Origin of the sequence: Streptomyces sp. AC555_RSS877 (genome assembly GCF_019049245.1) — a bacterium.
Lineage (GTDB): Bacteria > Actinomycetota > Actinomycetes > Streptomycetales > Streptomycetaceae > Streptomyces.
Genome location: NZ_JAGMUK010000003.1, coordinates 69,615 through 95,792, shown reverse-complemented (window position 1 = coordinate 95,792; position 26,178 = coordinate 69,615). Strand labels below are relative to the sequence as shown.

Annotated in this window: 20 protein-coding genes, 1 tRNA gene and 1 pseudogene; 11 read left to right on the top strand and 11 right to left on the bottom strand. The window is 69.8% G+C overall.

Annotated features, from left to right (window positions below; translation table 11 throughout):
* The first annotated feature begins 30 nt into the window (after window positions 1-30).
* The 3 genes from pheA (at window position 31) to KUM49_RS02250 (ending at window position 3,592) form a co-directional block, all read left to right on the top strand.
* Window positions 31-963, top strand: a complete 933-nt coding sequence (gene pheA / locus KUM49_RS02260) for a prephenate dehydratase (RefSeq protein WP_217234930.1) — start codon at window positions 31-33, stop codon at window positions 961-963.
* 539 nt (window positions 964-1,502) lie between these two features.
* On the top strand, window positions 1,503-2,780 hold the full coding sequence (gene serS, locus KUM49_RS02255) for a serine--tRNA ligase (protein WP_217234929.1): 1,278 nt from the start codon (window positions 1,503-1,505) through the stop codon (window positions 2,778-2,780).
* Complete coding sequence (locus KUM49_RS02250) at window positions 2,777-3,592, top strand: HAD family hydrolase (RefSeq protein WP_217234928.1); 816 nt, start codon at window positions 2,777-2,779, stop codon at window positions 3,590-3,592. The genes serS and KUM49_RS02250 overlap by 4 nt, the downstream gene beginning before the upstream one ends.
* Window positions 3,593-3,606: 14 nt before the next feature.
* Here the strand turns inward: KUM49_RS02250 and KUM49_RS02245 are convergent.
* The 6 genes from KUM49_RS02245 to KUM49_RS02220 form a co-directional block, all read right to left on the bottom strand.
* Window positions 3,607-3,694 (bottom strand) — tRNA-Ser (locus KUM49_RS02245).
* A 269-nt stretch (window positions 3,695-3,963) separates the two neighbouring features.
* Window positions 3,964-4,209 carry a hypothetical protein gene (locus tag KUM49_RS02240; protein WP_217234927.1) on the bottom strand — a complete coding sequence of 82 codons (246 nt, stop codon included), beginning with the start codon at window positions 4,207-4,209 and terminating at the stop codon, window positions 3,964-3,966.
* Between the two features lie 79 nt (window positions 4,210-4,288).
* Window positions 4,289-5,008 (bottom strand): ABC transporter permease subunit, encoded by a 720-nt coding sequence (locus tag KUM49_RS02235; protein ID WP_217234926.1) that lies wholly within the window; start codon window positions 5,006-5,008, stop codon window positions 4,289-4,291.
* A 9-nt stretch (window positions 5,009-5,017) separates the two neighbouring features.
* Window positions 5,018-5,929, bottom strand: a complete 912-nt coding sequence (locus KUM49_RS02230; protein ID WP_217234925.1) for an ABC transporter ATP-binding protein — start codon at window positions 5,927-5,929, stop codon at window positions 5,018-5,020.
* Complete coding sequence (locus KUM49_RS02225; RefSeq protein ID WP_217234924.1) at window positions 5,926-6,843, bottom strand: ABC transporter permease; 918 nt, start codon at window positions 6,841-6,843, stop codon at window positions 5,926-5,928. Before KUM49_RS02225 ends, KUM49_RS02230 begins: the two co-directional genes overlap by 4 nt.
* On the bottom strand, window positions 6,833-7,798 hold the full coding sequence (locus KUM49_RS02220) for an ABC transporter ATP-binding protein (RefSeq protein WP_217234981.1): 966 nt from the start codon (window positions 7,796-7,798) through the stop codon (window positions 6,833-6,835). Before KUM49_RS02220 ends, KUM49_RS02225 begins: the two co-directional genes overlap by 11 nt.
* A 357-nt stretch (window positions 7,799-8,155) precedes the next feature.
* Between KUM49_RS02220 and KUM49_RS02215 the strand changes: the two genes are divergently transcribed.
* The 5 genes and pseudogenes from KUM49_RS02215 (at window position 8,156) to KUM49_RS02195 (ending at window position 13,561) form a co-directional block, all read left to right on the top strand.
* Entirely contained in the window at window positions 8,156-9,916 is a 1,761-nt protein-coding gene (locus tag KUM49_RS02215) for an SDR family oxidoreductase (RefSeq protein WP_217234923.1), read from the top strand.
* Window positions 9,917-10,257: 341 nt separating this feature from the next.
* Window positions 10,258-10,857 (top strand): annotated as a pseudogene (locus KUM49_RS02210) (MerR family transcriptional regulator); the annotation flags it as partial.
* Window positions 10,858-10,988: 131 nt separating this feature from the next.
* Complete coding sequence (locus KUM49_RS02205; RefSeq protein ID WP_217234922.1) at window positions 10,989-11,537, top strand: RNA 2'-phosphotransferase; 549 nt, start codon at window positions 10,989-10,991, stop codon at window positions 11,535-11,537.
* 150 nt (window positions 11,538-11,687) lie between these two features.
* Window positions 11,688-12,599 (top strand): LLM class flavin-dependent oxidoreductase, encoded by a 912-nt coding sequence (locus KUM49_RS02200; protein WP_217234921.1) that lies wholly within the window; start codon window positions 11,688-11,690, stop codon window positions 12,597-12,599.
* A 71-nt stretch (window positions 12,600-12,670) separates the two neighbouring features.
* Entirely contained in the window at window positions 12,671-13,561 is an 891-nt protein-coding gene (locus KUM49_RS02195; RefSeq protein WP_217234920.1) for a Cof-type HAD-IIB family hydrolase, read from the top strand.
* 29 nt (window positions 13,562-13,590) lie between these two features.
* On the opposite strand, the gene KUM49_RS02190 is transcribed toward KUM49_RS02195, so the two are convergent.
* The 5 genes from KUM49_RS02190 to hisC form a co-directional block, all read right to left on the bottom strand.
* Window positions 13,591-14,664, bottom strand: coding sequence for a M23 family metallopeptidase (locus tag KUM49_RS02190; protein WP_217234919.1), 1,074 nt, complete (start codon window positions 14,662-14,664; stop codon window positions 13,591-13,593).
* A gap of 144 nt (window positions 14,665-14,808) precedes the next feature.
* Entirely contained in the window at window positions 14,809-18,336 is a 3,528-nt protein-coding gene (gene cydD, locus KUM49_RS02185) for a thiol reductant ABC exporter subunit CydD (RefSeq protein WP_254400611.1), read from the bottom strand.
* Between the two features lie 73 nt (window positions 18,337-18,409).
* On the bottom strand, window positions 18,410-19,417 hold the full coding sequence (gene cydB, locus KUM49_RS02180) for a cytochrome d ubiquinol oxidase subunit II (protein ID WP_217234917.1): 1,008 nt from the start codon (window positions 19,415-19,417) through the stop codon (window positions 18,410-18,412).
* A gap of 20 nt (window positions 19,418-19,437) precedes the next feature.
* Window positions 19,438-20,943 carry a cytochrome ubiquinol oxidase subunit I gene (locus KUM49_RS02175; RefSeq protein ID WP_217234916.1) on the bottom strand — a complete coding sequence of 502 codons (1,506 nt, stop codon included), beginning with the start codon at window positions 20,941-20,943 and terminating at the stop codon, window positions 19,438-19,440.
* A gap of 194 nt (window positions 20,944-21,137) precedes the next feature.
* Window positions 21,138-22,217, bottom strand: coding sequence for a histidinol-phosphate transaminase (gene hisC / locus KUM49_RS02170; RefSeq protein WP_217234915.1), 1,080 nt, complete (start codon window positions 22,215-22,217; stop codon window positions 21,138-21,140).
* Between the two features lie 419 nt (window positions 22,218-22,636).
* Between hisC and KUM49_RS02165 the strand changes: the two genes are divergently transcribed.
* From KUM49_RS02165 to KUM49_RS02155, 3 genes are all read left to right on the top strand, one after another.
* Window positions 22,637-23,749: a LacI family DNA-binding transcriptional regulator gene (locus tag KUM49_RS02165; protein WP_217234914.1), complete on the top strand. Its 1,113-nt coding sequence runs from the start codon at window positions 22,637-22,639 to the stop codon at window positions 23,747-23,749.
* 243 nt (window positions 23,750-23,992) lie between these two features.
* Window positions 23,993-25,075, top strand: a complete 1,083-nt coding sequence (locus KUM49_RS02160) for a metallophosphoesterase family protein (protein WP_217234913.1) — start codon at window positions 23,993-23,995, stop codon at window positions 25,073-25,075.
* Window positions 25,076-25,267: 192 nt separating this feature from the next.
* Entirely contained in the window at window positions 25,268-26,131 is an 864-nt protein-coding gene (locus KUM49_RS02155) for a hypothetical protein (protein WP_217234912.1), read from the top strand.
* Window positions 26,132-26,178: the final 47 nt, after the last annotated feature.

Here is a 26,178-nt window from a genome sequence, read left to right as displayed (position 1 = left end):
GTGTTTCGCAAGGCCCATTAGGGTGAGGTCATGCCAGCGAGCTATGCGTATCTCGGCCCTGAGGGCACGTTCACCGAAGTGGCCCTGCGCCGGCTTCCCGAGGCGGCCACCCGGGAGTTGATCCCGTACGTGTCCGTGCAGTCCGCGCTCGACGCGGTGCGCCTCGGTGAGGCCGAGGCCGCGTTCGTGCCGATCGAGAACTCTGTCGAGGGCGGGATCACGACGACGCTCGACGAGCTGGTCGCCGGCGCGCCGCTGATGATCTACCGCGAGGTGCTGCTGTCGATCACCTTCGCGCTGCTGGTCCGGCCGGGCACCAAGCTGTCGGACATCAAGACGGTCTCCGCGCATCCGGCCGCCCAGCCGCAGGTGCGCAACTGGCTCAAGAAGAACCTCCCGGACGTCCACTGGGAGTCGGCCGCCTCGAACGCGGACGCCGCCCGCCTGGTCCAGGAGGGTCAGTACGACGCGGCCTTCGCGGGCGAGTTCGCGGCCGCCCGGTACGGCCTGGAGGCCCTGGAGACCGGCATCCACGACGCGGAGAACGCCCAGACCCGGTTCGTGTTGGTCGGCCGGCCCGCCCGGCCCGCGGCGCGCACCGGCGCGGACAAGACGTCCGTCGTGCTGTGGCAGCGCGACGACCACCCCGGCGGCCTGCGCGACCTGCTCGGCGAGTTCGCCACACGGGGCATCAACCTGATGCTGCTGCAGTCCCGGCCCACCGGCGCGGGCATCGGCAACTACTGCTTCTGTATCGACGCCGAGGGCCACATCTCCGACCGCCGAGTCGCCGAGGCCCTGACGGGGCTCAAGCGGATCTGCCTCCAGGTGCGCTACCTCGGCTCGTATCCGCGCGCGGACGTGGAGGTGGCGGACGTACGCCTTCCGTTCCCAGGGACCTCGGACGACGAGTTCGTGTCGGCGGCGGACTGGGTGGCACGATGCCAGGACGGACGTTTCTAGGACGTTTCCAGCCGCTCCCACCTGCATATCTTAGTTATCCACAGGAGTTATCCACAGGTGAGCATCTCGACCTGGGGACAAGTCGACATCCAAGCGCCACTCGGTCGACAAATCGCCTACAGCGCCCAAGTTCGTCCACAGTCCCGCGGGTCACTCTTCGTCCACCCGTTTCCTTCCGTCCATCCTTCGGAGCGACGCATTTCCACCTGAAAGTGGATGTGACGCCGGTTTGGGACGGGAATTCCTCGCCCTACACGCCCGACTCGGAATGATCGATTCCGACATCCACAGATCTTTCGCACAGCCTGTGGATAACTTTTCGGCGCTGTGGATTTCTGTGGACGAAGGCCGGCCCAAGTCCCGTTCCCCACAGGGAAATCGGGTCAACCCGACGCCCGTCGCATGCCCCGTCCCGGGGAGTGAGACGCCTTTCATTGACACGCTCGGCAATTGCCGCACAACGCAACGTAAGCCGCGATTCGGGGCAGCCCGGAATAGTGAGTCGTGAGCCGTCACCCCGCACCGGTAGCCTGGGTCGCGTGATTGACCTTCGCCTGCTCCGTGAGGACCCCGACCGTGTGCGTGCGTCGCAGCGCGCCCGTGGAGAGGACGTCGCGCTCGTCGACGCTCTCCTGTCTGCCGACGAGCGGCGCAGGTCGTCCGGCGTCCGCTTCGACGAGCTGCGCGCCGAACAGAAGGCCCTCGGCAAGCTCATTCCCAAGGCCTCCGGGGACGAGAAGGCCGAGCTGCTGAAGAAGGCGGGCCAGCTCGCCGCCGACGTCAAGGCCGCCGACGCCGAGCGCGACGCGGCCGACACCGAGACCCAGGAACTCGCCCTCCAGCTCAGCAACCTCGTGCACCCCGAGGTGCCCGTGGGCGGCGAGGAGGACTTCGTCACGCTGGAGACGCACGGCACGATCCGCGACTTCGGCGCCGAGGGCTTCGAGCCCAAGGACCACCTGGAGCTCGGCACGACCCTCGGCGCGATCGACGTCGAGCGCGGCGCCAAGGTCTCCGGCTCGCGCTTCTACTTCCTCACCGGTATCGGCGCCCTGCTGGAGCTCGCCCTGGTGAACGCGGCGATCGCGCAGGCCACGGCGGCCGGCTTCACGCCGATGCTGACGCCCGCGCTGGTCCGCCCCCAGTCGATGGCCGGCACCGGCTTCCTCGGCCAGGCGGCCCAGGACGTCTACCACCTCGACAAGGACGACCTCTACCTCGTCGGCACGTCCGAGGTCGCGCTCGCCGCGTACCACATGGACGAGATCATCGACGCCGACCGCCTCCCGCTGCGCTACGCGGGCTTCTCGCCCTGCTTCCGCCGCGAGGCCGGTTCGCACGGCAAGGACACCCGCGGCATCTTCCGCGTCCACCAGTTCGACAAGGTCGAGATGTTCTCGTACGTCGACCCGGCGGACTCGCAGGCCGAGCACCAGCGCCTGCTGGAGTGGGAGAAGCAGTGGCTGACGTCGCTGGAACTGCCGTTCCGGGTCATCGACGTCGCCTCCGCCGACCTCGGCTCCTCGGCCGCCCGCAAGTTCGACTGCGAGGCGTGGATCCCGACGCAGGGCAAGTACCGCGAGCTGACCTCGACCTCGGACTGCACCGAGTACCAGTCCCGCCGCCTGTCGATCCGCGTCCGTGACGGCAAGCGGGTCAAGCCGCTGGCGACGCTGAACGGCACGCTGTGCGCGGTACCGCGCACGATCGTGGCGATCCTGGAGAACCACCAGCAGGCCGACGGCTCCGTCCGGGTCCCCGAGGTGCTCCGCCCCTACCTGGGCGGCCGGGAGATCCTGGAGCCGGTCGCCAAGTGAGTACGTCGGCCGAATCGGGATTCCCCTACCGCCTGATCGCGACCGACCTCGACGGAACGCTCCTGCGTTCCGACGAGTCGGTCTCGCAGCGCACCCGTGACGCGCTCGCCGCGGCCACCGCGGCGGGCGCCGCCCACATCGTCGTGACGGGCCGCGCGGCCCCCTGGACCCGCCACATCCTCGACGACCTCGGCTACAACGGCCTCGCCGTCTGCGCCCAGGGTGCCCAGGTGTACGACGCCGGCGAGCACCGCCTGCTGACGTCGGTGACGCTGGACCGGCAGCTGGCCGGGGTGGCGCTGGCGAAGATCGAGGCGGAGGTCGGCCCGCTGTACCTGGCGGCGAGCCGGGACGGTCTGGAGGGCGAGGTGCTGGTCGGCCCCGGTTACGCGGTCACCGGAAAGCTCCCCTCGACCCCCTTCACGGACGCGTCCGACCTGTGGACCGCCCCGCTGAACAAGATCTACATACAGCATCCCACGCTGACGGACGACGAGTTGGCCGAGGCCTCCCGTCAGGCCGCCGGTGGCTTCGTCGGTGTCGCGATGGCCGGCGCGGGCATCGTCGAGCTGCTTCCCCTCGGCCTCTCCAAGGCGACGGGGCTGTCCCTGGCGGCCCGCCGCCTGGGCATGAAGGCCGCCGACACGATCGCCTTCGGCGACATGCCCAACGACGTCCCGATGTTCGCCTGGTCCTCCTACGGCGTGGCCATGGCCAACGCCCACGAGGAACTGAAGACGGTGGCGAACGAGGTGACGACCTCCAACGAGGAGGACGGGATCGCGGTCGTGCTGGAGCGGTTGCTGGGCTGAAGTTCCCTACTCGGCGGAGGATGCACGGATCGAACGTGCGCGGGCTTTTCAGGCCCGACCTTGGCTTAGCAAGCCAGTGCCTTACCACTCGGCCAATCCTCCGGGTGGGCGGCCTCACGTGAGCGCAGTGCGCACGTGCTCGAAGCGGCCGCCCCGGGCAGCTCCCCGTATGGGCGGACTCGACGGAGGAGTAACTACTCCGGAGTCCGCCGCGGGCTGCCCTGCGGGGAGCTCAACGGACTGTCGTGCATGGACATCGTCGAACTCCTCCCCAGTACGTGGCGCCGGTTCGGTCCGGCGGGCTGGACATCAACCACTGTGCCCGTACGCCGGGTTCGGCGCCACCGATTAACCGGCGGCCCCGGACTCCTTCACCGCCGCCGCCACCTGCGCCGACGCTTGCTGAAGAACCACCCCGCGGGCGGCTCGTCGGAACGCCACGGCTGTGGTTCGGGCTTCTCCTTGCGCCAGCGCTCAGCCAGCATGCGCGCCCGCGCGGACGGCTCGGCGGTCTCGGCCGAGCGTATGAAGTCCTCGTCCAGGACGAGGTCGTCCCAGCTCTCGTCCCCGGACCGTCCGCGACTGTCGTCCTGTGACGCCTCGTCCGCCACCGCCATCCCCGCCCTCCCAGCCGTGCGCCCGCCTGTGCCCAGTGTGCCCGGACCGAGGTGAAGCCCCTGTCAGTAAGCAGGGCGTCTACTCCTCGCCCGCGAGCGTCAGTGACCGCAGTTTCTGCCCTGCGTACCAGGTCGCCAGGACGGTGACCGCGACGAGCAGGACCGTCGCCGTCGTCAGCCCGACGTCGGAGGTCACCAGGTCGCCGCCGGCGACCTTCTGGGCCACCGCCAGCGACCACTGCTGGACGCTGAGCGTGCGCGCCCCTGCGACCAGGGAGCCGAACAGGGCCTCCCAGACGAGCGCGTAGACGAGCCCGAAGACGACCGCGTGCCGGGACACCGTGCCGAGCAGCAGGAAGAGTGCCGCGTAGGCGATGGAGGCGACCAGCGCGGCCACCGTGTAGGCGACGGCGATCTGCTGGCCGTTGCCGTTGAGGATGAGGCCGGCGATCAGAGTGGGTACCGCGGAGAACACCATCGTCACGGCGATCGCGACGATCAGCTTGGTGAAGATGATCGTGGGCCGTTTGATCGGCTTGGACAGCAGGTAGACCACGGAGCCGTCGTCGATCTCCGGGCCGATCGCGCCCGTGCCGGCGATGACGCCGATGATCGGCACCATGGTGGCGAGCGCGAGCCCGCCCAGCAGGTCGGACGCCGTCTGGTCGTCGGCGCCGGCCAGGCCGCGCACCACGACGGAGATCGCGATGAGCAGCAGGGGCAGCGCGCCCAGGATGAGGGCCCGGCGCCGGCCGAGCAGGGCGCGGTAGGTGAGTCGGGCGACTGTGGGGTCGTACATCTTGGCCTCCTACGCCGCGACGAGATACGAGAAGACGGACTCGAGGGACTCGTCGGACGGCGAGACCGTGAGCAGGCGGATGCCGTGGTCCCTGGCCACCCTCGGCAGCAGGGCCGTGAAGCGGCCGAAGTCGACGGCCTGGATGCGCAACGCGCCCTCCGCGAGGTCGACTTCGATGCCGGACGTGGACGGGTCGGCGATCAGCGCGGCCGCGAGGGCGCGGTCGTCGCTGGAGCGCACCAGGTAGCGGTGCGGACGGTCGGTCATCAGGCGGCGGATCTTGCGGAAGTCGCCGCTGGCCGCGTGCCTGCCTGCCACCACCACCTCGATGTGCCGGGCGAGTTGTTCGACCTCTTCGAGGATGTGGGACGAGAAGAGCACCGTGCGGCCCTCGTCACCCATACGCCTGAGCAGGTCCATGAGCTGCATGCGCTGGCGCGGGTCCATGCCGTTGAAGGGCTCGTCCAGCAGCAGCAGCGAGGGGTCGTGGACGAGCGCGCTGGCCATCTTCACGCGCTGGCGCATGCCCTTGGAGTACGTCGAGATCTTGCGGTCCTGCGCGTACTCCATCTCGACCGTGGCCAGCGCCTTGTGAGCAGCCTTGGCGCCCAGGCCGTGCAACTCGGCGTTGGCGACGACGAATTCGCGCCCGGTGAGGAAGTCGTACATCGCCTCGCGCTCCGGGACGATACCGATGTGCTTGTAGATGTTCTCGTTGCGCCACACCTGCTGGCCGTCGAGGGTGACGGTGCCGGTGGAGGGGGCCAGGAAGCCGCCCATCATGTTGATGAGGGTGGACTTTCCTGCGCCGTTGGGGCCGAGCAGGCCGGTGACGCCGGGGCCGATGGTCATGGTGATGTCGTTGACGGCGACCACGTTGCCGAACCAGCGCGAGACGTGGTCGATGTTGAGCGTGGTCACAGTCCGACCTTTCGGTAGCGGCGCATCATGAGGCCGTAGCAGGCGGCGATCAGGCCGAGGGTGACGAGGACGTAGACCACGCCCTCCCCGTTCGTCGGGCCGACCCCTCCGGGGAACGCCGAGCTCGCGCCCAGGAACGCGGACTGCACTCCGTCGATGAGCGTGATGGGCGAGAACAGACCGATCCAGGCGATGGACCCGGTGCTGCTCTGCGCTTCGGCGATGGCCTGCAGCGTGGAGACGGCGCCGTAGGAGATGGTCAGGACGGCGATCACGGCGGCGATGCCGAAGCCGCGGCGCGGGGTGACCGACGCGATGACGAGGCCTAGGCCGGCGAAGAGCAGCGAGAGCAGTGCCACGGAGACCAGCCCCTGTGCGAATCCCTTGGTCTGGTCGGTGAAGTCGAGCTTGGCCAGCAGAGCGCCCACGTAGAGCACCAGCAGCGGGGCGGCGGTGAGGATGAACAGCGCCGATGCCAGGGCCGCGAACTTCGCGCGGACGTAGTCGGCGGTCTCGATGGGCCGCGAGAAGTACAGCGGTACGGTCTTGAAGCGCAGGTCGCGCGAGACGGACTGGGGTGCCTGCGAGGCGACGTACAGGCTGATGACGGCCTGCATGACGATCGCGTAGCGCGTGTAGTCGAGCGGCAGGTCCTTCGCCTTGGTGGCGACCGCGACGGCGACCATGATGGCCGCGGGCACGCACATCACCACGAACAGCAGCATCGGCAGCACCTTGGACTTGACCGAGCGGCCGAGGCCGTAGGAGCCGCGCAGGGACTGCGAGTACAGGGAACGGGTGGCGTAGGAGCGGCCCAGGCGCGGGCCGTCGTAGCTGCGGTAGCCGATGTTGTGGATGCGGGTCTGGTCACCGGACGGTGCCGCCGGTGTCCGCATGGGCTGTTCAACCGCCATGACCGACGGCCTCCTTCCGCTGCTCGTCCTCGTGGGTGAAGACCTCGGAGATGTGATGCCGGCGCTGTTCCATGCGCACCAGGCCGAGGCCGAGGTCGGCGACCACGTCCCGCACCAGGTCGTACGTCTCCTCGCCCTGCGCGGTGAGCAGCAGCACGTGGCCGGCGCCCGGCAGGCCCGCGCCGCTGTCGAGGATGTCCATCCCGCGCGCGTGGAGAGCGTCGCGCACCGCGCGGGTGCCGTCCGGGTGCTCGTCGGTGTCGGTGACCTCGATCGCGAGGGTGGTCGTGATCTGGGTGAAGTCGGTGGTGGAGCTGGATCGCAGGAGTTTGCCGCCGTCGACGACGACCACGTGGTCGCAGGTGCGCTCCAGCTCGCCGAGGAGGTGGGAGGTGACCAGGACGGAGATGCCGAAGTCGGTGTAGATGCGGCGGATCAGGCCGAGCATCTCGTCGCGGCCGACCGGGTCGAGGCCGTTGGTCGGCTCGTCCAGGAGGACCAGTTGCGGGTCGTGGACGAGGGCTTGCGCGAGTTTCACGCGCTGCTTCATGCCGGTGGAGTAGCCGCCGATGGGGCGGTAGCGCTCCTCGTACAGCCCGACGTGCCGCAGCGTGTCCGCGGTGCGTTCGCGGGCGGCGGTGGGCGGCAGGCCGGACATGCGCGCCATGTGCACGACGAACTCGGTGGCCGAGACGTCGGGCGGCAGGCAGTCGTGCTCCGGCATGTAGCCGACCCGCTCGCGGATGGCGGCTCCCTTGGTGGCGACATCGAGTCCGAGCACTTCGGCGCGGCCCTCGGTGGCGGGGGAAAGACCCAGAAGGATCTTGATCAGTGTGGACTTGCCGGCTCCATTGGCTCCGACGAGTCCGGTCACACCGGGCCCGACGTCCACGGAGAGCCGGTCAAGCGCGGTCACCCGGGGGAACCGCTTGCTCAGGCTTTCGGTCGCGATCACAGTCACGGCTATGACGGTAGTGACCTGGACCACGCCGGTCGTCACTCCGCAGGGTCGTCTTGGTATCAGACTCCAGGCGTACGGGTCCCTAAGGGTCCCCCTCAGGTCGAACAACGTATCGCCGGCTGTCCACATCCGCGGAGTCGTCCACAGCCCGGCGCCCTCCTATTGACGCAATCTCTAACGACTGCCACATTCGCCAGTGTCACGTGACGAGCACGTACCGCGGTCGACGAGGACGTGGACCGGCTCATGGTCCGCCAGGACTGTGCCAACCGGCAACTCCCGGGACCCCGGGCAGTGCGCCTTCTGGCTGGACGACGATCTGCCGCACGTGCGGCGCTGGGCGGAGGACAAGTGACGTTGCCGACGGGTGCGCGGGAGCGCTGGGTGCGGACCGGCGGGGTCGAGCTGTGCGTCGCCGAACTCGGGGACCCCTCCGGGCCGACGGTCGTCCTGGTGCACGGCTATCCGGACAGCAAGGAGGTGTGGTCGGCGGTCGCGTCCCGGCTGGCCGAGCGCTTCCACGTGGTGTTGTACGACGTACGCGGCCATGGCCGCTCCACCGCACCACAGCCGTTGCGCGGCGGGTTCACGCTGGAGAAGCTGACGGACGACTTCCTGGCCGTCGCCGACGCGGTCAGCCCGGAGAAGTCCGTGCACCTGGTGGGGCACGACTGGGGCTCGGTGCAGGCCTGGGAGTTCACCACGGTCCAGCGCACCGAGGGCCGGATCGCCTCCTTCACGTCCATGTCCGGACCGTCCCTCGACCACCTCGGCCACTGGATCCACAAGCGCGTCAAACGCCCCACCCCACGCCGTATCGGCCAACTGCTCGGCCAGGGCGCCAAGTCCTGGTACGTCTACCTGCTGCAGACGCCCGTGCTGTCCGAGCTGGCCTGGCGCGGCCCCCTCGGCAGACACTGGCCGAGGATCCTGGAGCGCCTCGAGAAGGTCCCGGGCGGCGGCTACCCGACCTCGTCACTGCCGACGGACGCGGCACACGGCACCTGGCTGTACCGGGACAACGTACGGTCCCGGCTGCGCCGTCCTCGTACGGACGCGTACGCGCACGCGCCCGTGCAGCTCATCACGCCCCTGGGTGACGCCTTCCTCTCGGAGAAGCTCTACGACGAGCTGGAGCTGTGGGCTCCGCGGCTGACCCGGCGCACGATCTCCGCCCGGCACTGGGTCCCCCGCTCCCGGCCCGACCAACTGGCGGTCTGGATCTCGGAGTTCGTGACGTCGGTGGAGGGCGGAAAGCCGGATGCGGTGAAGGCCACGGGGAAGTATGCCGACCGCTTCGGCGGCCGGCTCGTGCTGGTCACCGGTGCCGGCAGTGGCATCGGGCGGGCCACGGCGTTCGCGTTCGCCGAGGCCGGGGCGCGGGTGGTGGCCGTCGACCGGGACGCCGAGGCCGCCGTGCGCACGGCCGAACTGTCCCGGCTGGTCGGTGCGCCCGAGGCCTGGGCGGAGACGGTCGACGTCTCCGACGAGCAGGCCATGGAGAAGCTCGCCGAGAAGGTCGCCGCCGAGTACGGCGTGGTGGACGTCCTGGTGAACAACGCCGGCATCGGCCTGTCCGGCTCCTTCTTCGACACCACTCCGGCGGACTGGAAGCAGGTCCTCGACGTCAACCTGTGGGGTGTGATCCACGGCTGCCGCGTCTTCGGCAAGCAGATGGCCGACCGCGGACAGGGCGGCCACATCGTGAACACCGCGTCGGCGGCGGCGTACCAGCCCTCCAAGGCCCTGCCCGCCTACGGCACCTCCAAGGCGGCCGTGCTGATGCTGAGCCAGTGCCTGCGCGCGGAGCTGGCCGGCCGGGGCATCGGCGTGACCGCGGTCTGCCCCGGATTCGTCAACACGAACATCGCCTCGACCGCGCACTTCGCCGGCGTCGACGCCGCCGAGGAGAAACGGCGCCAGAAGCGGACCGCCCGCCTGTACGCCCTGCGGAACTACCCACCGGAGAAGGTCGCCGACGCGATCCTGCGGGCGGTGGTGCGGAACGCGGCGGTGGTCCCGGTGACGCCCGAGGCGCGCGGCGCCCACCTCCTGTCCCGATTCATGCCCAGGGCGCTGCGGGCGATCGCACGACTGGAGCCACGCCTGTGAGCGCACGGACCGGCCCCCGCACGGTCGCGTTCGACTGGTCGCGCACGCCACTGCACCGGCCCCCGGCGAGCCGACCGCGCCCCCTGGGGGCACAGCCCACCTGATACGCCACGCCCCGCGGCTCGCGGGCCGCCTGCGTGGCGGGAGCTGGGCGCGGCGATACTTCGCTGCTTTTGGCGGTCGTACCGCCCGTCGCGGGAGGGGCCGTTGAGCCGTGCGGTGGAGTACCCGAGGAGTTCACCGGCCACGAGGACCGCCTCGTGACGGACGGCTCCAGGGGTTCCAGCCGCCGAGCCGAGAAGTCCGCGCACCAGGCCGAGACTTCCGCCCCCGCCTACCGGATCGAGGACCTGGCGCACCTCAGCGGCGCCACGGTCCGCACCATCCGTGCCTACCAGGACAGCGGGCTGCTCCCCCCGCCCCGAGCGCCGCGACTGCGCCAACGTCCAAGAGCTCCCGGTGGCCGCCGAGTTGCATGCGGTGGGGGTGCCGCTGTCCGCGATCTCTGGCCTCCTGCGGGAGTTGAAGTGCCGGGTCGAGCACATCGCCGCCCGTTTCCTGGAGTTCACGACCGAGCATGTCTTCGCCCGGTACCTGGAGGGCCCGCACCGTCCGACGGACGCGGACGCTGCAGAAGCGGCCTGTCTCGTAGACGGCTGCGACCGCTCGCCCAGCAGACTGTGGACGCCGAACTCGGGTCCTCAACGCCTTCGTTGGCGGTCCAGCATCTTCTGGAGCACCTGGGTACGGGTGACGTCCCGACGTCACCCGCGCGGACGCGTGACGTGGTGATCCCCGTGGAGACAATGCGGGCTGTGGAGAGGCTGGTCGGAGCGGAGAACGCAGCCGAGTTCATCGCGCCGTCCGCCGAACGGGAGCTGCGCGCCCGGTCCTTGGACCGACTCGCCGCAAGTCATGGCGCAGCAGAGGATCTTGGTGAAACACCCGGAGGTGCAAGGTGGTTGTCCACAGAATCGCCAACTCCCCTGTGGATAACCGGACTTGGTTGTGGATCAAACATCCGGAGCAAAATCATTCGCGTGATTCACGTCTCTCGCGGCACCCTGGCGAGGTGGATGAAAGACGCACCGTGAAGGTGTCCAAGTATCTGTCGAAGCACCTGCGCCATCAGCCGGAGCGGATCGGACTGATCCTCGACGACGCCGGCTGGGTGGAGATCGACACCCTGATCGCGGCCGCCGCCGCGCACGGCTTCCGGTTCACTCGCGAGGAACTCGACCACGTGGTCGCCGCCAACGACAAGCGGCGCTTCGCGGTCGACGGCAGCCGGATCCGCGCCAGCCAGGGCCACAGTGTCGACGTGGACCTCGGACTGCCGCCGGCCACCCCGCCGGCGCACCTCTACCACGGAACCGTGGCCCGCTCCCTGGATGCGATCCGTACCGAGGGCCTGCGGCCCATGAACCGGCACGACGTCCACCTCTCGCCCGACCGGGAGACCGCGACCCGCGTCGGCGCCCGCCGCGGCCGTCCCGTCGTGCTGTCCGTGGACGCGGGCGCCATGCACCGCGATGGCCATGTCTTCCACGTCAGCGCGAACGGGGTGTGGCTGACGAAGGCGGTCCCGCCACGGTATCTGCGGCTTCCGGAGCGCCCTTGACGATGCCGTGATCCACGTCAGCCCATGACTGAGGCTCTGCGCATGGCTGAGGCTCGGCCCAGAGGCTCGGCCCATGACTGAGAGGCCGCGCGCGATGACCGTCGGTGACGGTTTCACGTGAAACACGTTCGTCCGCATACGCTCGCACCCATGAGTCTGCGTCTGAGCACCGTGATCCTCCCGTACCGCCGCTGGCACGAAGGCAGCCGTTCGGCATGGACACGCGCCGAGCAGCTCGGCTTCCACACCGGGTACACGTACGACCACCTGTCCTGGCGGAGCTTCCGGGACGGACCGTGGTTCGGGGCCGTGCCGACGCTGACCGCCGCCGCGGCCGTCACCGAGGATCTACGCCTGGGCACGCTGGTGACCTCGCCGAACTTCCGGCACCCGGTGACCCTCGCCAAGGAGCTGATCTCCCTCGACGACATCTCCGGCGGGCGAGTGACGCTGGGTATCGGTGCGGGCGGCACCGGCTTCGACGCCACCGCGCTCGGGCAGGAGCCGTGGACCCCGCGCGAGCGTGCCGACCGGTACGCCGAGTTCGTGCAGCTGCTGGACCGGCTGCTGAGCGAGGACGGCCCCAGCGGAGTCTCGTACGAGGGCGACTACTACTCGGCGCACGAGGCCCGCAACATCCCCGGCTGCGTACAGCGCCCCCGGCTGCCCTTCGCGGTGGCCGCCACCGGACCGCGCGGGCTGAAGCTCGCCGCACGCTACGGACAGGCGTGGGTGACCACCGGCGACCCCAAGCTGTACGAGAACGGCACTCCCGAACAGTCGGTTCAAGCCATTCGCGGACAGGCCGAGAAGCTGGCCGACGCGTGCGCCGCGATCGGCCGTGACCTCGGCTCGCTCGACAAGATCCTGCTCACCGGCTTCACCCCGGACCGTGGCCGGCCGCTGAAGTCCCTGGACGCGTTCGTGGACTTCGCGGGCCGGCACCAAGAGCTGGGCTTCACCGAGATCGTGATCCACTGGCCCATCCCCGGCTCGGACTTCGAGTCGGACGAAAAGGTCTTCGAGCAGATCGCCATGGAGGCGCCGGGACAGCTGCGCTGACCTGGAAGACCAGCCGTCTGTGCCTCGTCGGATCCTCATCCGTGCGGACCGCCGCACGGGCGTGCACGCATATGCGGGAGAATGGCCGGGTGACCTCAGCGACTCGACAGCCCGAGACCCCGGCCGCCGCCCTCCCGACCCGGCTGATCGCCACCGACCTCGACGGCACCCTGCTGCGTGACGACAAGTCGGTGTCCCCGCGCACGGTCGCGGCCCTCGCCGCCGCCGAGGAGGCGGGCATCGAGGTCTTCTTCGTCACCGGCCGCCCCGCGCGCTGGATGGACGTCGTCAGCGACCACGTCCACGGCCACGGCCTGGCGATCTGCGGCAACGGCGCCGCGGTGGTCGACCTGCACGGCGGCCCCGGCGCCCACCGGTTCGTGAAGGTCCGCGAGCTGGCACGGGACAACGCCCTGGACGCCGTAGGGCTGCTGCGTGACGTGGCCCCGGGCACGGTGTACGCGGTCGAGCAGACGTACGGCTTCTACCAGGAGCCGGACTATCCGAAGCTGCACATGGAGATCCCGGACACGCTCGCGCCGGCCGAGGACCTGCTGGCGCCGGATGCCCCAGGAGCCGGCGAGCCGGTCCTGAAGATCCTCGCTTTTCACCCCGAGATCGACCCGGACGCCTTCCTCACGCTCGCCCGCCTCGCGATCGGCGACCGGGCCAACGTCACCCGCTCCAGTCCCAGCGCCCTGCTGGAGATCAGCGGTCCCGGTGTCTCCAAGGCCAGCACACTCGCCCTGTGCTGTGCCGAGCGCGGCATCTCGCACGAGCAGGTCGTCGCCTTCGGGGACATGCCCAACGACGTCGAGATGCTGACGTGGGCCGGACGGTCGTACGCGATGGGCAACGCGCACCCGGACGTGCTCGCGGCGGCGTCGGGGCAGACCGTCGCCAACAACGAGGACGGGGTGGCCGTCGTGATCGAGCGGCTGCTGATGGAGCGGGACCGCTGAGATCCGCTCGAGCGGGCGGAGGTCCACGGCTAACCGAGGCTCACTCCACGTGACGACAGCCATGGCCCCGGGTCCACCGCCGAACCCGCCTCCGGGGTGACCCGCACCTCGAAGTGCAGGTGCGGGCCGGTGGAATTGCCGCTCGTGCCCGACTGCCCGACCCACTGCCCGGCAGCCACGCGCTCGCCCTGGTCGACGGCGACGGCGGCGAGGTGGGCGTACTGCGTGAAGTAGCCGTCCGCGTGCTGGACCACGACCTCGATGCCGAACGGGCCCCCGCACGACACCTTCACCACCCGCCCCGCGCCCACCGCCCGCACCGGCGTGCCGATCGGCACCGCGAAGTCCTGCCCGGTGTGCCGGTTCGCCCACCGCGCACCGCCGCTGCCGAACGCCGCGGACAGCTCGTACGTCTCCACCGGCGCCACCCATGTGCTCGTGACACCCGTGTGCGGCTGGTCCAGTCGGACGGCGCCCCGGCACGAACCGGCTGCGACGGAGGCATCGGCCTGGCCCTGCAACTGCCACCGTGCCTGTTCGAGCTTCGTCTCGATGTCCTTCTTCAGATCGGCGAGCTCGATGTTCCGCCGGTCCAGCTGCCGCCAGGCCGCCGCGGCCTTCGCCTCGTCCGCGGCGAGCCGAGCCTCGGCCCGGCTGCTCTTGTCGATCGCGTTGTTGAGGGCGAGATCCGCCTGCCAGACGGCCCGCTGACCGCGCATCAGGTCATCGGGATCGTCCGCCAGGATCATCTGCGCCGTGATCGGAAGACCCCCGCCGGTGCGGTACTGGGCGCGCGCGATCCGACCCAGGTCCTCGTGCAGGACGGCGATCCCCTGCCGCTCCCGGTCCAGCAGCGCCTCCAAGCGCCGGGCCTGCGCCCGCTGCACCTCGGCCTCCTGCCGAGCCGCCTCGTACTGCTGCGTCGCCACGGCCGCGTCCTCGTACAGCCGGACCACCTGCGCGCTGATCCCGGCGTCGGCGGAGCTGTGCGTGTCCTCGCCCTCGTCGGCGGCACCGGAGATGCCCGTCGGGCCGGCCGCGAGCACGGCCAAGGCACACAGCAACACCGGCACGAGCAGCGGATGACGGCGGGGGAAGCGCATATCAGCGATCCTGGCCCGCCCCGCGGCCCAAGGCCTGTTCACGTCGTACGGCTGGGGGACGGGTTGCTGCGGATGGGCTAGTACGGCGTCACCGGGAGTAGCTTCGGATCCCCGAGAGGGGTGGGTGTGGTGCGCGTTGACCGACTACCGCACCCCCACCAGCAGATCCGCCTGCTCCTCCCGTTCCAGCATCCGCCGCAACGGACCCTGCACGGCGGCCAGTTCGGCATACGCGCCCCGCTGCACCACACGCCCCGCGTCCAGCACCACCACTTCGTCCACCGCTTCCAGACCCGCCAGCCGGTGGGTGATCAGCAGCGTCGTACGGCCCTCGGTGGCGGCCAGCAGATCGGCGGTCAGCGCGTCCGCCGTCGGCAGGTCCAGATGCTCGGCGGGCTCGTCGAGCACGAGGACGGGGAAGTCGGCCAGCACCGCACGGGCCAGCGCGAGCCGCTGGCGCTGCCCGCCGGACAGCCACGCCCCGTGTTCGCCAACCAGCGTGTCCAGCCCGTCGGGCAGTCCGTCGGCCCAGTCGAGCAGCCGGGCGCGTCGCAGCGCGTCGCGCAACTCGTTCTCGGTGGCATCCTTCTTGGCGAGCAGGAGGTTCTCCCGCACGGAGCTGTCGAAGAGGTGCGCGTCCTGCGCGCACAGCCCGACGAGCCGCCGTACGTCGTCGCCGTCCAGCGCGTGCGCGTCCACGCCTCCCAGCGTGTAGGAACCGGCGTCCGCGTCCAGGAAGCGCAGCAGCACCTGCGCGAGCGTCGACTTGCCGGACCCGGAGGGTCCGACCACCGCGATCCGACGGCCCTCCGCCAGGGTCAGGTCGACTCCGGCGAGCGCGTCCCGGTTCTGCCCGAGGTGACGGGCGGCAAGTCCCTTGACCGCGACGGGGAAGGGCGATGCGGGCGCCTGCCGGGGCCGCTCCGGTTCCCGTACGGGCTCGGGCGCGTCCAGCACCTCGTACACGCGGTCGGCACTCCTGCGCACCCGCTGCCGGTACTGCACGGCGAGCGGCAGGCCCAGTACGGCCTCGAAGGCGGCCAGCGGAGTGAGCACCACGACGGCCATCACCACGCCGCCCAGCCTGCCGTCGACGACCGCCTGGGCGCCCACGAGGGCGGTGGCGGCGACGGTCAGACCGGAGAACAGCGCGGTGAGTCCGTCACCGAGCGCGGTGGCGGTGGCGGCGCGTGAGGCGATCCGGGTGAGCGTCCCGTCGGCCCGCCGAGCCTCGGCGGTACGGGCGGGCAGGGCGCCGGCGACGGTCAACTCGGCGGTCCCCGTGAGCAGATCGGTCACGCGCGTGGCCAGCACGCCGCGAGCGGGGGCCAGCCGGTGCTCGGCCCGTCGCGCCACGGCGCCGGTGACCAGCGGGACACCCGCCCCGGCCATCAGCAGTCCGACGGCGAGCACGGCGCCGGCCTCGGGCAGCAGCCAGGTCGTGAAGCCGACGGACGCGGCGGACACGACCACGGCGGCACCGGCGGGCAGCAGCCAGCGCAGCCAGTAGTCCTGCAGGGCGTCCACGTCGGCGACGAGCCGCGACAGCAGGTCACCCCGGCGGGTCTGCCGAAGTCCCGCGGGCGCCAGCCGCTCGAGGCGCCGGTACACCGCTACCCGCGTGTCGGCCAGCATCCGCAGTACGGCGTCATGTGAGACGAGCCGCTCGGCGTAGCGGAAGACGGCCCGTCCGATCCCGAAGGCCCGCGTCGCCGTCACGGCCACCATCAGATAGAGCACGGGCGGCTGCTGCGAGGCCCGTGAGATGAGCCACCCGGAGGTGGCCATGAGCCCGACGGCGCTGCCGAGCGCGAGGCTCCCGAGCAGCAGGGCGAGCACGAGCCTGCCACGCCGGGCTCCGGACATGGAACGGGCGCGGGCAAGGACACCGCGCCTGTCCGCCGCCGGGAGCGTCGTCTCCGGTGCTTCGGAATCATCGGAAACGTCGAAAGCTTCGGAAGGGAGATCCGGTTCAGCCCCGGCCGCGCGCACCGCAGCCGCCCCTGGCACAACCTCCCGGTGGGCGGGGGACACCGGCTCGGCCAGCCGCATCACCCGGTCCGCCACCGACAGCAGCGCCGGCCGGTGCACAACGAGCAGCACCGTCCGGCCCACCGCCAGCCGCCGCACCGCCTCCACGACCTCGGCCTCGGTGTTCCCGTCGAGCGCCGCTGTCGGCTCGTCGAGCAGCAGCACGGGCCGGTCGGCGAGGAACGCCCGGGCCAGCGCGAGCCGTTGCCGCTGCCCGGCGGACAGCCCGGCCCCGTCCTCACCGAGCACGGTGTCGACGCCCAGGGCCAGCGCGTCAACGAACTCCAGCGCGCCGGCGTCCGTCAAGGCCCGCCGTACGGCCGTGTCGTCGGCGTCGGGCCGGGCGAGACGTACGTTCTCGGCGATCGTCCCGGCGAACAGGTGCGGCCGCTGGGGCACCCACGCGATCCGTGCCCGCCACTGCTCCAGGTCGGCTTCGGTGAGATCGACTCCCCCGGCCAGCACCCGTCCCTCGCTGGGCCGTACAAAGCCCAGCAGCACGTTCAACAGCGTGGACTTGCCCGCCCCGCTCGGCCCGACGAGAGCGACCGTCTCCCCGGTCTCCACCGCGAACGACACGTCCGACACGGCGTCCCCGGAGCGTCCCGGGTAGCGGACCGTGACTCCCTCGAAGCACAGACCCCCCGTCGACACGGCGGCGGAACCCGACGCCGGCACCGGCGTCTCCAGCACCGAGAAGATCTCCTCGGCGGCCGCCAGTCCCTCCGCCGCCGCGTGGTACTGCGCTCCCACCTGGCGCAGCGGCAGATACGCCTCCGGCGCCAGGACGAGGATCACCAGGCCGATGTACAGGTCCATGTCGCCGTGGACGAGCCGCATGCCGATCGTCACGGCGACGAGGGCCACCGAGAGCGTGGCGAGCAGCTCCAGCGCGAAGGAGGAGATGAAGGCGATGCGCAGCGTCCGCATGGTCGCCTGCCGGTACTCGCCGGTGATCCGCCGGATCGAGTCGGCCTGCGCCTTGGCCCGGCCGAACACCTTCAGGGTCGGCAGGCCGGCGACGACGTCCAGGAAGTGCCCGGAGAGCCGGGACAGCAGCCGCCACTGACGGTCCATCCGGGACTGGGTGGCCCAGCCGATCAGCATCATGAAGACCGGAATGAGCGGCAGGGTGCCGACGATGATGGCCGCCGACACCCAGTCCTCGGTGACGATCCGCGCCAGCACCGCCACCGGTACGACCACCGCGAGCCCCAACTGCGGGAGGTAGCGCGAGAAGTAGTCGTCGAGGGCGTCCACGCCGCGAGTGGCGAGGGCGACCAGCGAGCCGGTCCGCTGTCCGCTCAGCCACCCGGGGCCCAGGGCCACGGAACGCTCCAGCAACCGCCCGCGCAGTTCCGACTTCACCGCCGCACTCGCACGGTGGGCCGCGAGTTCGGTCAGCCAGGCGACCACGGCCCGGCCGACCGCGACGGCTGCCAACAGCAGCAGGGGAGTGGCGAGTTCGGCCACCGCCATACCGTGCTGGAAGGCACCCACCACCACTTCGGCGATGAGCATCGCCTGGGCGATGACCAGCACCGCACCGACGGCACCCAGACCGACGACGGCCACCAGGAAGAGCCGGGTGGCACGGGCGTACCGGAGGAGTCGCGGATCAATCGGTTTCACGTGAAACATGCCCTTCGATCCAGGACGGCGCGTTTCACGATGTTTCACGTGAAACATCGTGAAACGCGCTTCCCTGTCGGACTCAGTGAACGGCGTCGGCGGCCAGGTGCTGTGTGCCGATCCGCTTGCGGAACACCCAGTAGGTCCAGCTCTGGTAGAGCAGGACGATCGGTGTGGCGATGCCCGCACACCAGGTCATGATCTTCAGGGTGTAGGGGCTCGACGAGGCGTTGGTGACCGTGAGGTTCCACTCGGCATTGAGCGAGGACGGCATGACGTTCGGGAAGAGCGTCAGGAAGAGCATCGCCACGGTGGCGACGATGGTGACGCCGGACAGCGCGAACGACCATCCCTCGCGTCCGGCCTGGTTCGCCCCGAGTGCCACGACCAGCGCGGCGACCGCCACGACGAGCGCGACCAGGCTCTTGCCGTCACCGCTGTCGACCTGCGTCCACGCCAGGAAGACCAGCGCCAGCACGGCGGCGACGAGTCCCACCCCCAGCGCCAGCTTCCGTGCCCGCTCCCGGATCTCCCCGACAGTCTTGAGTGCCGTGAACACGGATCCGTGGAAGGTGAACAGGGTCAGCGTCACCAGGCCGCCGAGCAGCGCGTAGGGGTTGAACAGGTCCCAGAAGGTGCCGACGTAGTTGAAGCTCTGGTCGATCTTCACGCCGTGCACGATGTTGCCGAAGGCCACACCCCACAGGAAGGCCGGGATCAGCGAGGTCCAGAAGATCGCGTGCTCCCAGTTGCGCTGCCAGTTCTCCTCGGGCCGCTTCACCCGGTACTCGAAGGCGACGCCCCTGACGATCAGGCAGACCAGGATCATCAGCAGGGGCAGGTAGAACCCGGAGAAGAGCGTGGCGTACCACTCGGGGAAGGCGGCGAAGGTCGCGCCGCCGGCCGTGAGCAGCCAGACCTCGTTGCCGTCCCAGACCGGACCGATGGTGTTGATCAGCACGCGCCGCTCGGGCCGGTTTCGGGCGAGCAGCTTGGTGAGAATGCCGACCCCGAAGTCGAATCCCTCCAGGAAGAAGTATCCGGTCCACAGGAGGGCGATGAGGACGAACCAGACGTCGTGAAGTTCCATGACTGTGCAGCTCCCTCGGCCTAGTACGAGAAGGCCATCGGCTTGTCGGCGTCACGGGAGTCGCCGCCGATCTTCGTGGGCGGATTGAGGTCGGCCTCGGTGAGTTCGGGCGGGCCGGCCTTCACGTACTTCGCGAGCAGCCTGACCTCGATGACGGCCAGGACGGCGTACAGCGCGGTGAAGGTGACCATCGAGATGATGATCTCGGTCTGGGAGACGCCCGGGGAGACCGCGTCGCGGGTCCGCATCACGCCGTAGACGACCCAGGGCTGTCGTCCCATCTCGGTGAAGATCCAGCCCCACGAGTTGGCGATCAGCGGGAAGGCCATCGTCCAGACCGCCAGCAGCCAGTACAGCCGGGTGAGCCGCGATCCGAGGGGCTTCTTCAGCAGCACCAGGTGCGGTACCTCGTCCTCCCCGGTCCGCAGGGAGGCCGGCAGCAGGAACCTCTTCCGGGTGAGCCACAGCCCCAGCAGGCCGAGGGAGAAGGACGCCATACCGAACCCGATCATCCAGCGGAAGCCCCAGTAGGCGACGGGGACGATGGGCTTGTAGTCACCGGGCCCGTACTTCTGCTGCTCGGCCTTGTTGGTGTCGTTGATGCCGGGCACGTAGGAATCGAAGTCGCTGTGGGCGAGGAAGGACAGCAGCCCGGGTATCTCCAGGGCCACCTTGTTGTGCCCCTCGTCGACGTCCCCGTACGCGAACACGGAGAAGGGCGCCGGTTCCTCGCCGTCCCACAGCGCCTCCGCGGCGGCCATCTTCATCGGCTGCTGCTCGTACATGACCTTGCCGAGGGTGTCCCCGCTGATCGCGGTGAACAGGCCGCCGACCGCCAGGGTGACCAGGCCGAGCCGGAGCGAGGTCCGCATCACCGGGATGTGCTTCTTGCGCAGCAGGTGGAACGCGGCGATGCCCACCATGAAGGCGCCACCCGTCAGGAAGGCCGCCGAGAAGCTGTGGAAGACCTGGTTGAGCGCGGTGTTCTGGGTGAGGACCTGCCAGAAGTCGGTGAGTTCGGCGCGGCCCTTCTCCTTGTTGATCCGGTAGCCGACAGGGTGCTGCATCCAGGAGTTGGCCGCGAGGATGAAGTACGCCGACAGCAACGTGCCGAGCGAGACCATCCAGATGCAGGCCAGGTGGATCTTCTTCGGTAGCTTGTCCCAGCCGAAGATCCACAGACCGATGAAGGTCGACTCGAAGAAGAAGGCGATCAGCGCCTCGAAGGCGAGGGGGGCGCCGAAGACGTCACCGACGAAGCGCGAGTAGTCGGACCAGTTCATGCCGAACTGGAACTCCTGCACGATGCCGGTGACGACACCCATCGCGATGTTGATCAGGAAGAGCTTGCCCCAGAACTTGGTGGCCCTGAGATACTTCTCCTTCTCCGTGCGCACCCAGGCCGTCTGCAGGCCGGCCGTGAGAGCGGCCAGCGAGATCGTCAGGGGAACGAACAGGAAGTGGTAGACGGTGGTGATGCCGAACTGCCAGCGCGCCAATGTCTCCGGCGCCAGAGCCAGTTCCACGTCGTCACTCTCCTTACATCGCCGTGTCACAGCGGTGGTTTGCCCCTTACGCCCCCCACATCGCGGGAGTAACCGGGACACGCTTGTGAACGCGTTCACATTCACAAGCAATTATGGCGCACCCGTTTTCGAAGCACGATGGGGGGTCCCCCTTTTTCCGGGAGACCCCCCTCACAACACGCCGGTGCCGGGACCTAGAGCTCCTTGCGGAAGCCCTCCGCCACCTTCAGGAAGATGTCGTTCGCCTCGTTCTCCCCGACCGTGACCCGCACGCCCTCGCCCGGGAACGGCCGGATCACCACGCCCGCCTGCTCACACGCGGCGGCGAAGGCGACCGTGCGCTCCCCCAGCCGCAGCCACACGAAGTTGGCCTGCGTCTCAGGCACCGTCCAGCCCTGGCCGCGCAGCGCCTCGACCACGCGCGTGCGCTCGCACACCAGGCAGCCGACCCGGCCGAGCAGTGCGTCCTCGGCCTGCAGCGAGGCGATCGCCGCGTCCTGCGCGAGCTGGCTCACGCCGAAGGGCACCGCCGTCTTGCGCAGCGCCGCCGCGACCGGCTCGTGGGCGATCGCGAAGCCGACACGGAGGCCGGCCAGGCCGTACGCCTTGGAGAACGTCCGCAGGACACAGACGTTGGGCCGCTCGCGGTACAGCTCCACGCCGTCCGGCACCTCGGCGTCGCGGATGAACTCGCGGTACGCCTCGTCCAGCACCACCAGCACGTCGCTCGGCACCCGGTCGAGGAACCGTTCCAGCTCGGCCCGCTTCACGACCGTGCCGGTCGGGTTGTTCGGGTTGCAGACGAAGATCAGCCGGGTCCGGTCGGTGATCGCGTCCGCCATGGCGTCCAGGTCGTGCACGTCACCCGGCGTCAGCGGCACCTGCACCGATGTCGCCCCGCTGATCTGCGTGATGATCGGGTAAGCCTCGAAGGACCGCCAGGCGTAGATCACCTCGTCGCCAGGGCCGGAGGTCGCCTGGACCAGCTGCTGGGCCACGCCGACCGAGCCGGTGCCGGTGGCCAGGTGGGACAGGGGGACGGCGAAGCGCTCGGACAGCTCGTTCATCAGGCCCGTGCACGCCATGTCCGGGTAGCGGTTGAACGAGGAGGCCGCGGCCATCACCGTCTCCATCACGCCGGGCAGCGGTGGATACGGGTTCTCGTTGGAGGACAGCTTGTAGGCCACCGGGCCGTCGGCCACCGCGGGCTTGCCCGGCTTGTAGGTGGGGATCCCCGCCAGCTCGGCGCGCAGCTTCGGGCTCGTCTCGCTCACCGCAGTCCTCCTCGCGACCGCCGGCGGCCCGTCATCACCGCCCGGCTTCCAATGCTCCTCACCCTATGAGGATTCCGTTCGGCTGCGTACAGGTCGGAGCCGACCTCATCCGTCACACCGGCATCAGGGGCATCACCATACGAAGGCGCACGAAACCAGGGGGCGCGGTCACATATATCTATGCGCCGGTGGCTCACGCCGTGGCGCGCATCCCTCGTAGAGGTGAGTTGAGACCTCTTCGAAACATGGACCACTTGGCAGGCCTGCACGGGCCGACACGTCACGTCCTGACATGGAGTGGTCCAAGCCCCTTGTTTTCCAAGGCATTTGACTGCCCATGACCTTGCAGAAACGTGCCTGTCAACGCGTGCATATGCGTCCGCCCTACCCCACCGCATGAGCCCTACTATCGGCTCGCCATGACAGCAGCAGGGAAGCACCAGGTGAGCCGCGCGGAAACCTCTCGTCGGGGAAGTCGGCCGGGCCGGGCAGGCATCAGAGACGTCGCCGCCGCCGCCGGAGTCTCGATCACGACCGTCTCCGACGCCCTCAACGGCAAGGGCAGGCTCCCCGACGCCACCCGACGCCACGTCCGCGAGGTCGCCGATCGGCTGGGCTACCGCCCGTCGGCCGCCGCCCGCACACTACGCACCGGCAAGTCGGGGCTGATCGGCCTGACCGTGACGACGTACGGGGATGAACCTTTCACCTTCACCGAGTTCGCGTACTTCGCCGAAATGGCGCGCGCCGCCACCTCGGCCGCGCTCGCCCGCGGCTACGCGCTCGTCATCCTCCCCGCGACCTCCCGCCACGACGTGTGGTCGAACGTCGCCCTGGATGGCACGGTCGTCATCGACCCGTCCGACCAGGACCCGGTCGTCAGTGAACTGGTCCGGCAGGGTCTCCCGGTCGTCTCCGACGGCCGCCCGGCCGGCACACTGCCGGTCACCGCCTGGGTCGACAACGACCACGAGGCTGCCGTACTCGGCATCCTCGACCATCTGGCCGACGCCGGCGCCCGCCGCATCGGCCTGCTGACCGGGACCACGACGGACACGTACACCCACCTGTCGACCACCGCATACCTGCGCTGGTGCGAGCGCGTGGGCCAGGATCCGGTGTACGAGGCCTATCCGGCGCACGATCCGTGCGCGGGCGCCGTCGCCGCCGACCGGCTGCTCGCCCGTCCCGACCGGCCCGATGCCGTGTACGGGCTGTTCGACCCGAACGGCACCGACCTGCTCGCGGCCGCCCGCCGCTACGGTCTGCGCGTCCCGGACGACCTGCTTCTGGTCTGCTGCAGCGAGTCCACCGTGTACGCCAGCACCGAGCCGCCCATCACCACGCTCTCCCTGAAGCCTCGCCGCATCGGCACAGCCGTGGTCCAGCTCCTCATCGACGCCATCGAGGGGGTCGAGTCGGACCGACCGGTCGAGCAGGTGATACCGACCGAACTGATCGTGCGTACCTCGTCCCAGCGACGTTCTCCGCGTACGACTGTCAGCCCGCCGCGATCGCCCGAAGAGAAGTAGTCCGAGGGCGGCCGCCCCGGGAAAGCGCGTTCTCCGAGGCGGGGCAAGGGCGGTTACCCGGAGGGCGAAGCCCTGCCCAATCGGGGCGAAAGCCGCGGTGAACCGGGCTCCTGCTCCGATTCACCACCCCTGGGTCATCACACGGCGCGATCCGCATTCCTATGATGGGCCCACGACACCGCGGGCCGCTGCGACCAGGCAGTCCGAAGCGGTGCAGATGCGGCGTGATGGTGGAGGGGTCTGATGACTCAGGGGGCCGGTCAGGGACCCGAGGTGGAGCGGACGGCGACGTTGCGCGACTTCCGGGTGCCCGCGTACGTCCACGAGACCGGTCCGTACCCTCCCGCCGCCTCCACCGGCGAGGGCGTCAGACCGGCCGAGGAAGCGGTGGAGCACCCCGAGGGGTACACGCCGACCGAGCGCGACCTGCCGGTCATCAACCGGGGTGACACTCTTCAGGTGCGCATCGACCCCGTGGCCGAACCGGACCCGCAGCCGACGAGCGGACCCGGGCCGCTCTACGTCGTCGGAGACGTGCACGGTTATCTCGACGAGCTGATGGCCGCCCTCCAGGAGAGAGGCCTCGTCGACACCGCGGGGAACTGGTGCGCGGGCACGGCCCGCCTGTGGTTCCTGGGCGACTTCACCGACCGCGGCCCGGACGGCATCGGCGTCATCGACCTCGTGATGCGGCTGTCCGCCGAGGCAGCCGCGGCCGGCGGCTACTGCAAGGCCCTCATGGGCAACCACGAGCTGTTGCTGCTCGGGGCCAAGCGGTTCGGCGACACCCCCGTCAACTCCGGCGCGGGCACTGCCACCTTCCAGGCCGCCTGGCTGCTCAACGGCGGCCAGAAGAGCGACATGGACCGTCTCCAGGACCACCACCTCCAGTGGATGGCCCGCCTCGACGCCGTCGAGGAGGTCGACGGTCATCTACTCGTCCACTCCGACACCACCGCGTATCTCGACTACGGCCGCTCCATCGAAGAGGTCAACGACACCGTCCGCGAGACGATCACCCGCAACGACGCGGACGAAGTGTGGGATCTGTTCCGCAAGTTCACCAAGCGGTTCTCCTTCCGCGACGAAGGCGGCGCGGACGCCGTACGCTCCCTGCTCGATACGTATGGCGGCACCCGCATCGTTCACGGGCACAGCCCCATTCCGTATCTCCTCGGCGACGTCGGCACCGAAGAGGGCGAGGACCCGGCAACTCCGCTGGTCGAGGGGCCGCACCTCTACGCCGACGGACTCGCCATCGCGATGGACGGCGGAGTGACCATGGCCGGAAAGCTGCTGGTCCAGCAACTTCCCCTGGAAATCTGAAGGTTCTCAGGGCAGGCGTTGCCCATGACGGACTGATCGACGGCCGCCCTGGCCAGAGGGCATTTTCGGTAAACCCCCTGTCACCGCGTACCGACATCGCTCTACCATCGGCTTATCCGTAGCAGGCTCCCCTCCGTTTCTGCCCGACGGCTCGTCAGCGTGCGAGCCCCAAGCCCTACGGAGCATCGGGGGATGCACATGAACAGCGTTCCGCAGCACCTGCTGAGCGAGGACCGCCAGGAATACGAGCGGATCCTCGATGAGGCGCTGCGCTCCGCCCCACACCGCCCTGAACTGGCCGCTGTCGGTCAGCGGCTCAACACCGAACAACTGCGCACCATGGCACTCAACGCCACCGCCCTCATCACGGCGGCCGCGGCGACCGAGTACCAGCACTATGTGAAGGTCCGCGAGGAACTGCGCCAACCGGCGTCGTCCCCCCCGTCGTCCACGCGCGAGACCGGCTCCCCGGAGCCGGACACGAGCACGATGGGACTCGCCACCACCATGGGTGAGGTCGCCGAGACCGCCGGCGCGGGCGCCATCGCCGTCGTCGCGGTCCTGACACCCGTCCTCGCCGGAACGGCCGCGGCGATCTTCCTGCTCGTGGGCTACATCCTGAAGATGCTCAACCCCGAGCCGGCGTTCGCCCAGACCATGCTCACCACCGGGTGGGTGTTCGGCGCCATGACCGCGGCCGCGATCCTCGTCGCCGCGGTCGGACTGCTGCTCACCGCGCTGCGCAACCAGCCCTCGCTCGAAGCGGGGCCGTACGGTGTGATGAGCGAGGAGGTGGCCCGGGCCAAGGAAGCCTGGCGTGAGGCCCTGCTGGAGCGCGGCATCCTGCCGTTCCTCCGGGAGGCGCTCGCCACCCCCGGCAGTGCCGCACTGCACCGTGCGACACCGCCGGCGCCGACCAGCCGCATGCCGCACCTCGGCTACGACCGGCCGGGCTTCAGCAGCCCGGACGAAGGCACCCGGGGTCCCCGCCCGAGCTTCACGAGCCCGGACTACACCAGTCCGGACTTCGGGGGGCCGGAACACCAGCCGGAATAGCCGGAACGGCCCCTCGGCTTGCGCTCCACCAGGGGAGCGCAAGCCGA

Excerpts from the sequence above, each read along its gene's own strand:
- pheA (WP_217234930.1), top strand. The coding sequence starts at position 31 with ATGCCAGCGAGCTATGCGTATCTCGGCCCTGAGGGCACGTTCACCGAA.
- KUM49_RS02240 (WP_217234927.1), bottom strand. The coding sequence starts at position 4,209 with ATGGCGGTGGCGGACGAGGCGTCACAGGACGACAGTCGCGGACGGTCC.
- KUM49_RS02235 (WP_217234926.1), bottom strand. The coding sequence starts at position 5,008 with ATGTACGACCCCACAGTCGCCCGACTCACCTACCGCGCCCTGCTCGGC.
- KUM49_RS02225 (WP_217234924.1), bottom strand. The coding sequence starts at position 6,843 with ATGGCGGTTGAACAGCCCATGCGGACACCGGCGGCACCGTCCGGTGAC.
- KUM49_RS02200 (WP_217234921.1), top strand. The coding sequence starts at position 11,688 with ATGAGTCTGCGTCTGAGCACCGTGATCCTCCCGTACCGCCGCTGGCAC.
- KUM49_RS02195 (WP_217234920.1), top strand. The coding sequence starts at position 12,671 with ATGCGGGAGAATGGCCGGGTGACCTCAGCGACTCGACAGCCCGAGACC.
- KUM49_RS02190 (WP_217234919.1), bottom strand. The coding sequence starts at position 14,664 with ATGCGCTTCCCCCGCCGTCATCCGCTGCTCGTGCCGGTGTTGCTGTGT.
- cydD (WP_254400611.1), bottom strand. The coding sequence starts at position 18,336 with ATGTTTCACGTGAAACCGATTGATCCGCGACTCCTCCGGTACGCCCGT.
- cydB (WP_217234917.1), bottom strand. The coding sequence starts at position 19,417 with ATGGAACTTCACGACGTCTGGTTCGTCCTCATCGCCCTCCTGTGGACC.
- KUM49_RS02165 (WP_217234914.1), top strand. The coding sequence starts at position 22,637 with ATGACAGCAGCAGGGAAGCACCAGGTGAGCCGCGCGGAAACCTCTCGT.
- KUM49_RS02160 (WP_217234913.1), top strand. The coding sequence starts at position 23,993 with ATGACTCAGGGGGCCGGTCAGGGACCCGAGGTGGAGCGGACGGCGACG.
- KUM49_RS02155 (WP_217234912.1), top strand. The coding sequence starts at position 25,268 with ATGCACATGAACAGCGTTCCGCAGCACCTGCTGAGCGAGGACCGCCAG.